Origin of the sequence: Paraburkholderia sp. RL17-381-BIF-C, assembly GCF_046026435.1 — a bacterium.
In the GTDB taxonomy this organism is placed as follows: domain Bacteria; phylum Pseudomonadota; class Gammaproteobacteria; order Burkholderiales; family Burkholderiaceae; genus Paraburkholderia.
Map to the genome: position 1 here is coordinate 260,668 of NZ_JARESX010000003.1, position 15,456 is coordinate 276,123.

Sequence of the window (15,456 nt, forward strand, 5' to 3'; positions counted from 1 at the left end):
CGTCTGAAGGGGAATTATGCACCTGCCGACCATGATGCGAAGGATGACCGCACTTAGGTTATACCCGCTGACGTTCGCCGCGCCGCAACGTAGGATCGCGCCGCTCAGAGCACGGCTTTGGGCACCGCATGCTCTTCGCCGAGCCATGCGCGGACCTGCTCGCCAGTCCACACGGGGTCGTCGTGCGGCAGATCGTGCCCGGCCCACGGGTGCTCGCAGTGCAAAGCGCCCCACGCTGCCGCGAGCTTCGCCGAGCATACCGGGTCGACCAGTTTGTCGGCCCGCGAAGAAAGTATCAGCACAGGGCATTCCGGCCGCGCCGTGCCCGCGGTAAAACGTGTCGCGGCCCAAAGTTGCCGCAACGCATTGCCACGGCTCACGGGCGCGCTGCGGCGAATCCGGCTCCACGTGTCGAGATCGTCGCCCAGCGTCTCCACGTTATTGCACGTCAGGCGATGAATACCGTGTTCCGCGCGCGGCGCGTCGCGCCAGCGCGCGGCCACGCCCAACAGGCCCGGCCACGCAGAAGGACGCAACCGCTCCTGCATCTGGCTGAACGGCCGCATGCTTGTATTGATGAGCACCAGCCGTTCGATCTCATAGGGATACCGCTGCGCCCAGTCCGTCGCCACCATGCCGCCGAGCGACATCGCCAGCACGCAATACGGGCCCGGCAAACCGCTTTGCAAAGCAGCATTTCGCACGAAGCCGACCATCTCGGCGACCGTCGACGGCGCGCGCAAATGCGCGAATTCGCCGTTGCCCGGCAGATCGAGCAGCAGCAGCCGGGCAGGCGCGCCCGTTTGCCAGGGCACGTCATTGACGGCGCCCTGCAGCAAGCCGGGCAAGCGGCCCCAGTGGCGGATTTCGCGCGTGAGTCCGCGCAGCAGAATCCACGTGCTCATAGGCTTTCCGGTTGATACCAATGGTCGATCGCGCTTTGCAGCAATTGCTCGCGACGATGGCCTTGCGGCAGCCAGCGTTGCGACGAAAACGCCGCGCGCGCCAGAAAGTCGAGCAGGTTCGCGTGACGCCGCAGCACACGCGCGGTTCGATGTGCCTTGACCGGATTGAACATGCCCTGACGCGAAAACAATTGACGCGGGTTTTTCTTGATCCAGAGCCACGAGCCCAATTCGAGCGTCATCGGCAGGAAGACATTGGGAGCGGGCGCGCGATCGTAGGCGAAGTCCCACAGATCGCCGTGCAGCAGATATTGATGGCTCTGCGGTTCGAACGCGTAGCCATGATGGGGATGCGCGCGTTCGAACATGGTTTTCAACACGTACATTTCCGGCAAATGCGGCATCAGCTTGCGCGTGCGTGCGTACGGAAACCAGATGCTGTCGCTCCAGCCGTAGCCCGAGTGGCAATCGAGCGCAATGCTCAACGGCCGCGCGGCCAGTTCGGTTTCCACCACCTGCAGCAGCGCGGCAGCCTCGGGTTCCATCGGCGCACCCATGCGGCCGCGATACCACGGCAGCCACGCGCCCACGCGCTGGCCGCCCGCCAGCAGCGGCACGCGTTCGTCCGCATTCTGTGGCGCGTTGCGCATCAGATCGACGCCGTTCGGATTCGCACGCGTGGCCGCCCACATGCCGCCCGGATTGACGATCGGCATAAAGATCAGACGAATCGACTGCAATTGCCGCACCAGCAGTTCGTCCCATTCGAGCCGCGCCAGCAGCGCGCGCATATAGTCGAGCACGAGTTGCGAGCCGATCCGCTCGAGCCCGTGAATGCCGCCAAAAAAGCCGATGGCCGGAGCCTGCGGGTCGGTGGACCCAATGCTCGCGGTCTGGATGGCAAATTGCCGGCCGCGCACCGTTGTTTCGCAGACTGTGCGGATCGCGAAGCTCGCGCTGCCCTGCTCGAGGATCGCCCTGAGATCTTCGTACTCCGCAAAACTGTCGGGAAGGAAGCTCAGGGGCTGCATGAGGACGTCGAAAGGGATTGCAAGGTTATTGGGGACGGCACACCGATTGACGCAATATAGCCTGGTGCGGAGCGATCATGCTGAAGCGTCGCCAACACAGCTGAATCGTGTCACACGCATGACATTTTTCACTCGAGCGAATGACATCGTTCTGCCTTTCTGGCGACGTAAAAAAGACACGAGAAGATATAGTCGTCTAGACGTTGCGATGCCTTCACTCAACCGTCACAGACGCTTCCTAGAATGAGCCCCACACAGGCCGGCAGCGGCCGGATGCATCAAGGGGTACTTATGGACGCAATTCGGGAAGCAATCCGTATCGAACGGTTGAGCAAGACGTTCAGCAATGGCCGCAAGGCGCTGGACGAAATCGATCTGCGCGTCGAACCGGGCGAGATGGTTGCGTTGATCGGCGCCTCGGGCTCGGGCAAATCGACGCTGCTGCGTCACATCGCGGGCTTCACGGCTTCGGATGCGCAGCCGTCGCAGATCGCTATTCTGGGCCGGCCGATTCAGCAGAACGGGCGCATTGTGCGTGAAGTGCGCAGCATTCGCCGCGATATCGGCTTCGTGTTCCAGCAATTCAATCTGGTGAACCGGCTCTCCGTGGAAAGCAACGTGCTGATCGGCGCACTCGCGCGGCTGCCGTTGTGGCGCCGACTCAGCGGGCGTTTTCCGCGCGCCGAGCGGGCGTTGTCGATGGCCGCGCTCAACGAAGTCGGCATTGGCGAACATGCGCGCGAACGCGCCGCCAATCTCTCCGGCGGCCAGCAGCAGCGCGCGGCGCTCGCCCGTGCCTTGGTGCAACGCGCGCGCATCGTGCTCGCCGATGAACCCATCGCGTCGCTCGACCCCGAGTCGTCGCGCCGCGTGATGGAGATGCTGCGCACGCTGAACATCGAGCATCGACTCACGGTGCTGGTGTCGCTGCATCAGGTCGATATCGCGATGCAGTATTGCCCGCGCACGGTTGCGCTGCGCCGCGGCAAGGTGGTCTACGACGGCCCTTCCGCCGCGCTCACGCCAACCTTGCTCAAGACGCTTTACGGCGAGGCCGCCCGCGAACTGCTCGATGAATCCGCCCCCAGCGCGGACGATAGCGAGGCTAGCCACGCCGCCGGCAGCACACCGCTTCAGGACGCCGCGCCCGCTTCGGGCCGCTATGCATTCGCTCTCAATCCGGCGCACTCGAACTGAGCGCGTCCATCCACTCTGCTAACTCAACCGGGTCTCAAACAATGAAATTCCTGCGTTCGTTGATCACGCTGGCCGTCGGCGCGGCTGCTTTCGCCGGTGCCGCCACCGCGCACGCCGAGGACATCAATCTCGGCATCATTTCGACCGATTCGTCCTCGGTGCTGAAACAACGCTGGGAGCCGCTGATTCAGGACATGAACAAGCAAACCGGCCTGAACATCAAAGCGTTCTTCGCAACGGACTACGCCGGCATTATCGAAGGCATGCGCTTTAACAAGGTACAGGTCGGTTATTTCGGCAATGCGTCAGCGATCGAGGCGGTGGACCGTTCGCAAGGCGAAGTATTCGCGAAGGTCCAGTACGCGAACGGTGACGCAGGTTACTACTCCGTGCTGATCACGAATGTGAACAGCCGCTTCAAGACGCTCGACGACGTGTTCAAGAATACGAAGGACGTCACGCTCGGCTTCGGCGACCCGAACTCCACCTCGGGCACGCTGATTCCCGGCTATTACCTGTTCGCCAAACACAATACGCCGGTCAACACTTCGTTCAAGACCGTGCTGCCGTCGAGCCACGAAGCCAATCTGCTGGCCGTGGTGAACAACAAGATCGACATCGCGACCAACAACACCGAGATGCTCGACACGTTGAAGAAAGAGCATCCGGACAAGTTCGCGCAGGTGCGTGTGCTGTGGAAATCGCCGCTGATTCCGTCGGACCCGCTGGTATGGCGCAAGGATCTGCCGCAAGCCACCAAGGACAAGCTGCGCAACTTCTTCCTGAACTACGCGAAGACCGATCCGCACGAAAAAGCGGTGATGGCGGCGATTACCGGTTACGGCGGCTTCGCGGCGTCCTCGGATGCGCAACTGGTGCCGATCCGCCAGGTGGCGCTGTTCCAGCAGAAGCAGAAGATCGAGAGCGACGCGCATCTCTCCGATGACGATCGCAAGACCCAATTGGCCGCGCTCGACGCGAAGCTGAGCGCGCTGAACAGCTCGCAATCGAAGCAATGAACACGGTCGATCTGATCACGTCGCCGGCGCGTGCGAGCGAAACGCTCGCCGCGCAGGCGGCGAGTCATCCCGCGCCGGTTGCGGGCAAACGCAGCTGGCTGTCGCTGCTCGGCTGGATCGCCGTGCTCGCGGTGTTGGGCGGCGCATGGCATGGCGCCGATATGCGCCCGCTGGATCTGCTGAGCGACTCCGGCAACATGGGCCAGTTCGCCAAAGACTTCTTTCCGCCCGACTTCACCGAATGGCGCAGCTATCTGCACGAGATGTATGTGACGCTCTCGGTGGCGGTGTGGGGCACCGCCCTGTCGCTCGTGTGCGCGGTGCCGTGCGGACTGCTGTCCGCCCACAATATCGCGCCGATGTGGGTCGTGCAGCCCATGCGCCGCATGATGGACGCGTGCCGCGCGATCAATGAAATGGTCTTCGCCATGCTGTTCATCGTGGCGGTCGGACTCGGTCCATTTGCCGGCGTGCTGGCGCTGTGGGTGCACACTACGGGCGTGCTCGCCAAGCTGTTCGCCGAAGCCGTCGAGGCCATCGATCCGCGCCCCGCCGAAGGCGTGCGCGCGACCGGAGCAACTGGCCTCGACGAAATCATCTACGGCGTGTTGCCGCAAGTGCTGCCGTTGTGGATCTCGTACGCGTTATATCGCTTCGAATCGAACGTGCGCTCGGCGATGGTGGTCGGCATGGTCGGCGCGGGCGGCATCGGCGTGGTGTTGTACGAGGCGATCCGCTCGTTCAACTATGCGCAAACCGCCGCGGTGATGATCATGGTGATCGTGGTCGTGACGGTGATCGACCTCGCGTCCGCGTGGCTGCGTGAACGCGTGACCTGAGGTGGCAGAAGTCTCATGAGGTTGCCGGCGTGACGGCGTGACGGCGTGACGGCTCGGTGGGAGGGTCCGACGAAGCAGCGCTTCGTCGACTTCTTGCCCGGCGTCGCGCCGCGTTCCAGTTTGCAGTTCAACCTCCGTACGGCGCCGCCAGCCCGTCCGGGCGGCGTCTCTTTGACGCCACAAATCGCCGCATTTCCCCAAATAAAACCCCTCCAATCGAGTCGTCCACTCCTCTATCCCGGCGTTCTGCTGGAATAATCACGGGCTTGCGGCCCGCACCCGGGCCTTCGCTTCCCCTCTTCCCGGTCTTCGATGGAAACCTTTGTCGTTTTGCTGGTGCTGCTCTCCGCGCTGCTTCACGCCACGTGGAACGCGTTCCTGCATCTTTCGGAAGATCGCGTCTGGCTGCTCGGCATGATGGCGATTCCGTATATCGCCGTGAGCGCGGTCGGCGTGGTCGTACTGCCCATGCCCGCGCCGCAGGCGTGGCCGTACATCTTTGCATCGGTCGTGCTGGAATTCGGTTATCTGTTGGCGCTGATTCGCGCCTATAAAAGCGGCGACTTCGGGCAGATCTATCCGATTGCGCGCGGCCTTTCGCCGATGCTCGTGTTCGTCGGCGCACTGGTCTTCGCCCATGAGGCGCTCAAGCCGTTGGCCGCGATCGGCGTCGCGCTGGTGTCGATCGGCATCGTCTCGCTGGCGTTTCGGCGCGGCATGCGCTTTTCCGGCGAGAGCGTGCCCTTCGCGCTCCTGACCGGCCTGTTCATCTCGGCGTATTCGGTGGTCGACGGAATCGGCGCGCGCGTGGCGGGCAACGGCCTGAGCTACATCATGTGGGTCTATCTGATCTGGAATATCCCGCAGTTTCTGCTCGCCTGGCATTGGCGCGGCGGCGCGAAAGGGCTTTTCATCGGCCGCGCCGTGGTGTTCAAGGGCATGGCGTCGGGCGTGCTCGCGTTGAGCGCTTACTGCCTGATCATCGAGGCTTACCGCTATCTGCCGATCGCGATGGTCTCCGCGCTGCGCGAGATGAGCTCGATCTTCGCGGTGCTGATCGGCTGGCTGTTCATGCGCGAGAAGCTGACCACGCGGCGTATCGTTGCGTGCGCGCTAGTGACGTTGGGGGCGGTGCTGATCAGGGTTTGAGTTTGAGTTCTTCCCTCACGCAAACTCCGGCAACGTCGCATCGATCGCATCGGCCAGCGTATTGAACGCCGGCGCGATCTCCTCATCCGGCACGCACGCGTAGCCGATCAGCAAACCCGACGGCGCCAGCGACGGCTGCGCGTAGTACCCCGACAAAGGCCGCACGACGATATTGCGCTCCAGCGCGGCGGCGGCCACCCGCCGGTCGTCGCTGCCTTCGGGCAACTGCATCACCAGATGCAGGCCGGCGTCGCCGCCCACGGCCGGCAACGCGTCGCCGTAACGCTGCGCGGCGGCGTCGAGCAGCGTCTGGCGGCGCTGTCCGTAGAGCGTGCGCATCTTGCGGATATGCGACGTGAAATGCCCTTCGGCAATGAACTCCGCGAGCATCGCCTGCTGCAACAGCTGCCCCTCGCGATACAACTCGGCGCTCGCGGTGGCAAAGCTCTCCGCCAGCGCCTCCGGCACGACGAGGTAGCCAATGCGCAAACCCGGAAACAGCGTCTTGCCGAAGCTGCCCACGTAGATCACCTGCCCCGACGTATCCAACCCTTGCAACGATGCCAGCGGCCGGCTGCCATAGCGGAACTCGCTGTCGTAATCGTCCTCGATGATCCAGCACTGGTTCTGCCGCGCATATTCGAGCAGCATGCGGCGCCGCGCGAGACTCATCACCATGCCGAGCGGGTATTGATGCGAAGGCGTGACGAGCATCAGCTTCGGCGGCTGCGCGAGGTCGTCGGCGGAAGGATTGATGCCTTCCTCGTCGACGGCGATCGGCCGCGATTGCAGGCCGGACACGTGGAGCACGCTACGCACGCCCCAATAACAGGGATCCTCGGTCCAGATCACGTCGCCCGGATCGGACAACAGGCGCACGGCGAGGTCGACCGACTGGTGAATCCCGGTCGTGATGATGATCTGCTCCGGCGTACAGCGCACCGAGCGCGAGGTGCGCAGATAGTCGGCCAGCGCGTGCCGTAGCGACGCCAGCCCGCCGCCCGGCGCGTACGTGAGCAGGTCCGGCCGCAGCCGGCGCCAATATTTGTTGTGCAAGCGGCTCCACACCCGCGCGGGAAATTTCGTGACGTCCGGCACGCCAGGCATGAACGCGCCCCACTGACGCTTGGACACGCCCGCGCCCGCCACCAGCCGCGCACCACGCGTGGAAAGCGCTCGCCTCGCCCGCTGCGGCAGCGGCTCCGGCCGCACGTCGGGCGCCACGGCATCGGGCACGCCGACGATCTCGTCCGGAGCGCTGTCGGCAACGAACGTGCCACGCCCGGTCGCCGAACTCACATAGCCTTCGAGCACGAGTTGCTCGTACACCTGCGTGACGGTATTGCGCCCGATGCCCAACTCCTGCGCCAGCAAACGCGACGACGGCACCTTGCTGCCCGGCGGCAGTTCGCGCGACAGGATCGCCTGCTGCAACAGCCGATGCAGTTGGCGATAGATCGGCTGCCCATTGCCGCGGTCCAGGCGCTGGGCCAGCCAGTCGGACAAAACGCTCGCACGCATGGATTGGCTCCTATAATTTTATTGAAATGGCTCTGAAGTTAAGAGCCAAATCTCATTATAGTCGCTGCATGTGCTGCGCTGAGCGCGCGGCGTCCGCAAAACCGAGGAGCGAAGGAGATGACCATGAAGAATGCCGAACTGAAAAGCCGCAAAGACGCTGCCACACCGCGCGGCGTCGGAGTGATGTGCGATTTCTACGCCGAGCGCGCTGAAAACGCGGAATTGTGGGACGTCGAGGGCCGCCGTTTCATCGACTTCGCGGCCGGTATCGCCGTGTGCAACACGGGCCACCGTCATCCGAAGATCGTCGCCGCGATTCGCGATCAGCTCGATCATTTCACCCACACGGCGTATCAGATCGTGCCGTACGCTTCGTATGTCGAACTGGCCGAGAAGCTCAACGAGCGCGCGCCCGGCGACCATCCGAAGAAAACCGCGTTCTTCACGACCGGCGCCGAAGCCGTCGAAAACGCGATCAAGATCGCCCGCGCCGCGACCGGCCGCCCGGGCGTGATCGCCTTCACCGGCGGTTTCCACGGCCGCACGTTGATGGGCATGGCGCTGACCGGCAAGGTCGCGCCGTACAAGATCGGCTTTGGCCCGTTTCCGTCGGACGTGTTCCACGCCCCGTTCCCGAATCCGCTGCACGGCGTGACCACGGCCGACTCGCTGAAGGCCATCGAATTCCTGTTCAAGGCCGACATCGATCCGAAGCGCGTGGCCGCGATCATTTTCGAACCGGTTCAGGGCGAAGGCGGTTTCTATCCGGCGCCGGCCGAATTCGTGCGCGCCTTGCGCAAGCTGTGCAATGAGCACGGCATTCTGCTGATCGCCGACGAAGTCCAAACCGGTTTCGCACGCACCGGCAAGCTGTTCGCCATGCATCACTACGACGTGGTGCCCGATCTGATGACGGTCGCCAAGAGCCTTGCCGGCGGCATGCCGCTGTCGGGCGTGATCGGCCGCGCGGACGTGATGGATGCTGCCGCGCCTGGCGGCCTCGGCGGCACGTATGCGGGCAATCCTTTGGCCGTTGCCGCCGCGCATGCGGTACTCGATATCATCGACGAAGAGAAGCTGTGCGAGCGCGCCACGGTGCTGGGTGACCGCGTCAAGGCCAAGCTGATCGCGCTGCAAAGCGAAGTGCCCCAGATCGCCGACGTGCGCGGCCCCGGCGGCATGGTCGCCGTCGAGTTCTGCAAGGCAGGCAGCACGGAGCCGGATGCGGAGTTCACCAAGCGCGTGCAGACTCGCGCGCTCGAACGCGGCTTGCTGTTGCTGGTGTGCGGCGTCTATTCGAACGTGGTGCGTTTCCTGTTCCCGCTCACGATTCAGGACGCGGTTTTCGACGAAGCCATGGCAATTCTCGGCGACGTGATCAAGGACAGCGTCGCCATCGCGGCTTGAGGATCGACACATGACCACGCTGACCCTGAAAGACCCGTCGCTGCTGAAAACGCACGCCTACATCGCAGGCGAATGGCAAGGCGCGGACGACGGCGCGACCTTCGAAGTGAAGAACCCCGCCACGGGCGAAGTCATTGCGACGGTGCCGCGCATGGGCACGGAGGAAACCCGCCGCGCGATCGACACGGCCAACGCCGCGTGGCCCGCATGGCGCGCCACGACCGCGAAGCAGCGCGCGGTGATCCTGCGCAAATGGCATGACCTGATGATCGAGAACGCCGACGATCTGGCGACGATCCTCACCACGGAACAAGGCAAGCCGCTCGCCGAAGCCAAGGGCGAAATCCAGTACGCCGCTTCGTTCCTGGAATGGTTCGCGGAAGAAGGCAAGCGCGTGAACGGCGACACGATCCCGACACCGGCGAATGACAAGCGCATCGTCGTGACGAAAGAACCGATCGGCGTTTGCGCGGCTATCACGCCGTGGAACTTCCCGGCCGCGATGATTACCCGCAAGGTCGGTCCGGCGCTCGCGGCGGGCTGCCCGATCATCGTCAAACCGGCTGAAGCCACGCCGCTCTCCGCGCTCGCGCTCGCCGTGCTGGCCGAGCGCGCCGGCGTGCCGCGCGGTGTGTTCAACGTCGTGACCGGCGAGCCGAAAGCCATTGGCGCGGAAATGACGGGCAATCCGATCGTGCGCAAGCTGTCGTTCACCGGCTCGACGCCGGTCGGCCGTCTGCTCATGGCGCAGTGCGCGCCGACGGTCAAGAAGGTGTCGCTCGAACTCGGCGGCAACGCGCCGTTCATCGTGTTCGACGACGCGGATCTGGATGCCGCGGTGGCCGGCGCGATTGCGTCGAAGTATCGCAATAGCGGCCAGACCTGCGTGTGCACGAACCGTTTCTATGTGCACGACAAGGTCTACGACGCGTTCGCCGAGAAACTGCGCGTCGCCGTCGAACAGCTGAAGGTGGGCCGCGGCACCGAAGACGGCGTCACGCAAGGTCCGCTGATCAACGAAGCGGCCGTGCTCAAGGTCGAGTCGCATATCGAAGACGCGCTCGCCAAAGGCGCGCGTATCTTGACCGGTGGCAAGCGTCATGCGCTCGGCCACGGCTTCTTCGAGCCGACGGTGCTCGCGGATGTCACGCCGGCCATGAAGGTCGCGCGCGACGAAACCTTCGGGCCGCTCGCGCCGCTGTTCCGCTTCTCGTCGGACGAGGAAGTGATCGGCCTCGCCAACGATACCGAGTTCGGCCTCGCGTCGTATTTCTATAGCCGCGATATCGGGCGCGTCTGGCGTGTCGCCGAAGCGCTCGAATACGGCATGGTGGGCATCAACACGGGCCTTATCTCGAACGAGGTCGCGCCGTTCGGCGGCGTCAAGCAATCGGGCCTGGGCCGCGAAGGTTCGCATTACGGCATCGACGATTACGTGGTCATCAAGTACATGTGTGTCGGTGGGATCTGAGCCTTACCGCCCAGGCTCGAATATTGGACTGACGCCGAAAGCTACGCCGACAGAATCCTGTTGCGCGTAGCCTTCGTGAAATACACCTCGCGCGCGATTCGGTTCGCGCGCGAACTCCACCTCTCTATTCAGCGCTGCCGTCCGGCCAGCGATACTCACGCCACCTGCCAGCCTGCCGGGCTGCACGAAAACGCTCGCATGGCGTGCGCGCAGGCACCGCGTGCCACTTGCCACGCGCCTGGGAAACCGCCGCAACCAAGGGTTTCACAGGACGAAACTTCCGCTGACATCCGCCGATAACTCGAAAAGGAACGCCCCGGGCGCAGGCCAGTCCACCGGCACCACGCGGCGGGCCCAGTCACGCGCCGCTTCGCCCGGCAACCGTGCGCGATTTCCATTCGTTTTCGAGAGGACTCACGATGCACAAGCTCAGTTTTACGCAAAAACTGTGGCTGCCGCTGATCATCAGCCTCGGCGCCCTGCTGGCCGTTTCGGTGTCGGCAGCGTGGCAGTCGCGCGAGACGCGCATCGAGGAACGTAAGCACGACCTCACCAACGTCGCGCACGTCGGGCTCAGCATCGTGGCGGAATACGGGGCGCTGGCGCAAAGCGGCGCGCTGCCGGAGGCGGACGCCCGCAAGCAGGCACTCGAACGCCTGCGCGGCATCCGCTATGGCGAAGACGGCTACTTTCTCGTCATCAACTCGACGCCGCGGATGGTGATGCATCCGATCAAGCCGGCGCTCGAAGGCAAGGATCTCGCGAACAGCGCCGATGCCGACGGCCGTCACCATTACGTGACGTTCGCGTCGGTCGCGCAGGCGCCGGAAGGTGGCTTCGTCGACTATGTGTTCCCGCATCCTGGCGCGGCGGCCGCGCAGGCGGTCGGCAAGATCGGCTACGTGGTGCGCTATGCGCCGTGGGACTGGATCATCGCGACCGGCGCCTATGTCGACGACATCGACGCTGCGTTCATGCAATCGCTGTGGCTGATCGGCGCGATCTTCGTGGCGGTGTCGATGGTGCTCGTGACACTCGTCGCGCTCACGAACCGCAGCATCGTGCGCACGGTCGGCGGCGAACCGGCCTACGCGGCGAACGTGGCGGATGCGATCGCATCAGGCGACCTCACGGTGGCGATCCACACACGCGACGGCGACACGTCGAGCCTGCTGCACGTCATGCAGCGAATGCGCGATGCGCTGACGGGCACCGTCCGGCAGATCAAGCACGCCTCGGACAACGTCGCGTGCGGCGCGAACGAGATCGCGAACGGCAACGCGGACCTGTCGTCACGCACCGAGAACCAGGCGGCCTCGTTGCAGGAAACGGCGTCGAGCATGGAACAGATGGCAGCGATGGTCCGCCAGACTGCGGACCACGCGCGTACCGCGAGCGGGCTTGCGGCCAGCGCGGCGGATATCGCCAACCGCGGCGGCGACATGATCGGGCAAGCCGTCTCGGCAATGAAAGCCATCTCGAACGAATCGGGCCGCATGGTCGAGATCATCGCGACGATCGAAGGCATTGCGTTCCAGACCAACATCCTCGCATTGAATGCGGCGGTCGAAGCGGCGCGCGCGGGCGAACAGGGCCGCGGTTTCGCGGTCGTCGCGGGCGAGGTGCGCAGCCTCGCGCAGCGCAGCGCGACCGCGGCAAAGGAAATCCGCCAGCTGATCAGTCGTGCGGTGGACAGCGTCGGCAGCGGCGCGACCCTGGTCGAAAACACCGGCTCGACGATCGACCAGGCGCGCGACGCGATCATGCGCGTGACCGGCGTCGTGCAGGAGATCGCGGCAGCGGCCGCGGAGCAAAGCGCCGGCATCGACCAGGTAAACCTCGCGGTCACGCAGATGGACAGCATGACGCAGCAGAACGCGGCACTCGTCGAGCAGGCGGCAGCCGCGGCACAGTCGCTGAAGGAGCAGGCAACGAGCCTGCAACGCGCGGCCGGCGCCTTCCATGTGGACGCCGAAGCCGGCACGAGCGGCGGCGCACCGGTACTATCCGTCTAATCCGGCCGGTTGCAAGACAGCCGCGATTACGGATGTACAAACCACGCCGCCGGCTGCAAGAATGCGGAGGCAACCGGCGCGCCACGATCCGATCCATGCACGGCGCCCCGCAACCTGAGCGAGGAGAAGGAGCATGTCCATGGGTAGGCTTGTCAAATCCCCAGCCGGCAACCGGAGCGCGCGACAGTGGCTGATGGCCGCGATGCTGGCAGTGTTCTGCTGCCTTTCCCAGAGCGCCTTCGCGCAAGCCGCCGGCAACGCGGCGAGCCTGGGTGACAAATACCGGAGCCTGACGCAGCAACTGGCTCACAACCCGTTCCAGCGACCGCTGTACCTCGAATCGCAGGAGTTGCCCTCGGCACTCAAGGGCGATATTTACGGCGTGCTCGACTATCCGTTCCAGGCGGTCAACGCTACGCTCAACGACCCGGCTCAGGGGCCGGCCAACTGGTGCGACGTGCTGATCCTGCACCAGAACACCAAATACTGCCATGCATCGACGAGCGCGAGCGGCGCGGTCCTCGCGGTGAACATCGGCAAGAAAACCGAGGAATCGCTTTCCTCGTCGTACCGCGTGCAATTCGACTATCACCCGGTCGCGAGCAGCCCGGACTATCTTCGCGTGGAACTCTCCGCCGCCACGGGGCCGCTGAGCACGAAAGACTACCGTATCGTGATGGAGGCGATACCCGTGGGCGATAACCGCACCTTTATCCATCTGACCTACGCCTACGGTTACGGCACGGCGGGACGGATTGCGATGAAAACCTATCTGGCAACGCTCGGCAGCGACAAGGTTGGTTTTTCTTCCGCGCCCGATCCGTCGACGGGCAAGTCGCAATTTATCGGCGGCGTGCGCGGTCTGGTGGAGCGCAATACCATGCGCTATTACCTTGCCATCGACGCCTATCTCGGTGCGCTTTCCAGCCCGCCCAACGCCCGCCTCGACAAACGCCTCACCGACTGGTTCGATGCGACCGAGCAGTATCCGCGGCAATTGCACGAGGTCAGCCGCGCCGACTACCTGCAAATGAAGCACAACGAGTATCAACGTCAGCAGACCGCGCAGTAGGTCGCGCGGCAGGTCGCTGCCGCCCGCAGTGAGGGACAGCCCCGGTCGAACTCCGCCCATCGCGGCCGCAGGTTGCGACGTGCGCGGGGAATGGGTCGTCATGCCTGCCCGACCCAAAAAAAGCTAAAGGTTCAAGGGCCGCCGGTCGTTATATGTACCATACGGTTAATTTTGCATGCCCGCGGCCGGCTAGATCCCTATGAAAATTTCGACCAAACTGATTTTGATTGTCGGCACCGCCTTGGCAGGTGTCGTCAGCATCGCTGCGATCGCGCTGTCGCAACTCGACCATGCCCTGATCGAGAGCCGTCAGGCGCAGATTGAAACGCTGCTGACCAAAGCGGAACACCTCGTGCTGTATTACCAGTCGCTCGAAGCGAGCGGCAAGATGAGCCGCGACGACGCGCAGGCTGCCGCCAAAACGGCGCTCAGTCAGTTGAACGCGAACAGCCAGAGCTACTACTGGGTGACGAATACCGACAGCGTCAATCTGGTCCACCCGAACCCGAGTCTCGTCGGCACCAAAACCGGCGGCAACAAGACCACATCTGGCGATCTCACCGATACGCAGGCGTATCAGCAGGGACTTGCAAAGAATCACATTGCACTGGTGGACGTGCTGATCAAGCGCTCTCAGGACGCCCCGCTCGTCGGCAAGCTGCAAGGCGTGGTCGCCATTCCGGCATGGCAATGGTGGATCGGCACGGGATTCTTCTATGACGACATTAGCGCGGCGTACTGGAAACTCGCGAAAATGCTGATCGTGATTTCGCTTGCGATCTTTGCCGCGGTTGGCAGCATGGCGTGGGTCATGACGCGTAGCGTGAAGCGTGAATTGGGCGGCGAACCGGCCGATGCCGCGGCGTTTGCGGCGCAAATCGCGTCGGGCAATCTGGCCGCCGCGATCAAGCTGGAGCCGGCCGACCGCTCGAGTTTGCTGTACGCGTTGAGCCAGATGCGGCTGCAGTTGTGTGAACTGGTGAAGGGCATTCAGCATTCGAGCGATTCGATTGCTACCGGCTCGGGTGAAATCGCGCAAGGCAACACCGATCTGTCGCAACGTACCGAAGAGCAGGCTGCTTCGTTGCAGGAGACGGCGGCGAGCATGGAGCAGTTGACGGCGACCGTGAAGCAGAATGCCGACAACGCGCGGCAGGCGAGCCAGTTGGCGGTGCTCGCGACGGATGCCACCCAGCGCGGCGGCAATGCGGTCGATGAGGTGATCGGCACGATGCAGAGCATCGCCGACGAATCGCGCAAAATTGGCCAAATTATCACGGTCATCGAAGGCATCGCGTTCCAGACCAACATTCTCGCGCTCAATGCAGCGGTGGAAGCGGCACGTGCCGGCGAGGAAGGGCGCGGTTTTGCGGTGGTCGCGGGCGAAGTGCGCACGCTCGCGCAACGCAGCGCGGCGGCCGCGAAGGATATCAAGGAGCTGATCCATTCGTCCGTGGCGCGCGTTGACGACGGCACGGATCAGGTGGCGGTCGCGGGCGAACGGATGAGCGAGATCGTGGAGTCGATCCGGCGCGTGAGCGACATCATGGGCGAAATCGCCGCGGCGTCGATCGAGCAGAGCACCGGTATCGAGCAGGTGAATCGTGCGGTGTCGCAGATGGACGAGGTGACGCAGCAAAACGCGGCACTGGTCGAACAGGCGGCAGCGGCCGCGGCATCGCTCGATGAGCAGGCCGCGCGGTTGCAGACGATGGTCGGCACGTTCCGTATTCAGTAGCACGTTGGAACGGTTCCCGGCGAACGCGGCATTTGCCGCAATCAACGCACCCGGCACGCCGTTTCGCGAAGCGTCTCCATGGAGTAAAGGCC

Annotated in this window: 12 protein-coding genes; 9 read left to right on the forward strand and 3 right to left on the reverse strand. The window is 64.0% G+C overall.

The window, feature by feature from the left end; translation table 11 throughout:
- Positions 1-104: 104 nt before the first annotated feature.
- Together P0D70_RS04120 and P0D70_RS04125 are read right to left on the reverse strand one after the other, a co-directional pair.
- On the reverse strand, positions 105-905 hold the full coding sequence (locus P0D70_RS04120) for an alpha/beta fold hydrolase (protein ID WP_408182863.1): 801 nt from the start codon (positions 903-905) through the stop codon (positions 105-107).
- Entirely contained in the window at positions 902-1,936 is a 1,035-nt protein-coding gene (locus tag P0D70_RS04125) for a M14 family zinc carboxypeptidase (RefSeq protein WP_091807266.1), read from the reverse strand. The genes P0D70_RS04120 and P0D70_RS04125 overlap by 4 nt, the downstream gene beginning before the upstream one ends.
- Positions 1,937-2,227: 291 nt before the next feature.
- On the opposite strand from P0D70_RS04125, the gene phnC reads away from it, so the two are divergent.
- The 4 genes from phnC to P0D70_RS04145 all read left to right on the forward strand — a co-directional run bounded on the left by phnC (position 2,228) and on the right by P0D70_RS04145 (position 6,140).
- Complete coding sequence (phnC, locus tag P0D70_RS04130) at positions 2,228-3,133, forward strand: phosphonate ABC transporter ATP-binding protein (protein ID WP_408182865.1); 906 nt, start codon at positions 2,228-2,230, stop codon at positions 3,131-3,133.
- A gap of 41 nt (positions 3,134-3,174) precedes the next feature.
- Positions 3,175-4,152, forward strand: a complete 978-nt coding sequence (gene phnD / locus P0D70_RS04135) for a phosphonate ABC transporter substrate-binding protein (protein WP_408182867.1) — start codon at positions 3,175-3,177, stop codon at positions 4,150-4,152.
- Positions 4,149-4,991, forward strand: a complete 843-nt coding sequence (gene phnE, locus P0D70_RS04140) for a phosphonate ABC transporter, permease protein PhnE (RefSeq protein WP_408182869.1) — start codon at positions 4,149-4,151, stop codon at positions 4,989-4,991. Before phnD ends, phnE begins: the two co-directional genes overlap by 4 nt.
- Before the next feature lie 312 nt (positions 4,992-5,303).
- Entirely contained in the window at positions 5,304-6,140 is an 837-nt protein-coding gene (locus P0D70_RS04145) for an EamA family transporter (protein ID WP_408182871.1), read from the forward strand.
- 15 nt (positions 6,141-6,155) lie between these two features.
- Here P0D70_RS04145 and pdxR read toward each other — a convergent pair whose 3' ends face one another.
- Positions 6,156-7,661, reverse strand: a complete 1,506-nt coding sequence (gene pdxR / locus P0D70_RS04150; protein ID WP_408182873.1) for a MocR-like pyridoxine biosynthesis transcription factor PdxR — start codon at positions 7,659-7,661, stop codon at positions 6,156-6,158.
- A gap of 123 nt (positions 7,662-7,784) precedes the next feature.
- On the opposite strand from pdxR, the gene P0D70_RS04155 reads away from it, so the two are divergent.
- The 5 genes from P0D70_RS04155 to P0D70_RS04175 all read left to right on the forward strand — a co-directional run bounded on the left by P0D70_RS04155 (position 7,785) and on the right by P0D70_RS04175 (position 15,364).
- Positions 7,785-9,068, forward strand: coding sequence for a 4-aminobutyrate--2-oxoglutarate transaminase (locus P0D70_RS04155; protein ID WP_408182875.1), 1,284 nt, complete (start codon positions 7,785-7,787; stop codon positions 9,066-9,068).
- A 10-nt stretch (positions 9,069-9,078) separates the two neighbouring features.
- Positions 9,079-10,539, forward strand: coding sequence for an NADP-dependent succinate-semialdehyde dehydrogenase (gene gabD / locus P0D70_RS04160; protein ID WP_408182877.1), 1,461 nt, complete (start codon positions 9,079-9,081; stop codon positions 10,537-10,539).
- 419 nt (positions 10,540-10,958) lie between these two features.
- Positions 10,959-12,554 (forward strand): methyl-accepting chemotaxis protein, encoded by a 1,596-nt coding sequence (locus P0D70_RS04165; RefSeq protein WP_408182879.1) that lies wholly within the window; start codon positions 10,959-10,961, stop codon positions 12,552-12,554.
- Between the two features lie 133 nt (positions 12,555-12,687).
- Positions 12,688-13,626 (forward strand): hypothetical protein, encoded by a 939-nt coding sequence (locus tag P0D70_RS04170; protein ID WP_408182881.1) that lies wholly within the window; start codon positions 12,688-12,690, stop codon positions 13,624-13,626.
- A gap of 199 nt (positions 13,627-13,825) precedes the next feature.
- Positions 13,826-15,364 (forward strand): methyl-accepting chemotaxis protein, encoded by a 1,539-nt coding sequence (locus P0D70_RS04175; protein WP_408182883.1) that lies wholly within the window; start codon positions 13,826-13,828, stop codon positions 15,362-15,364.
- Positions 15,365-15,456: the final 92 nt, after the last annotated feature.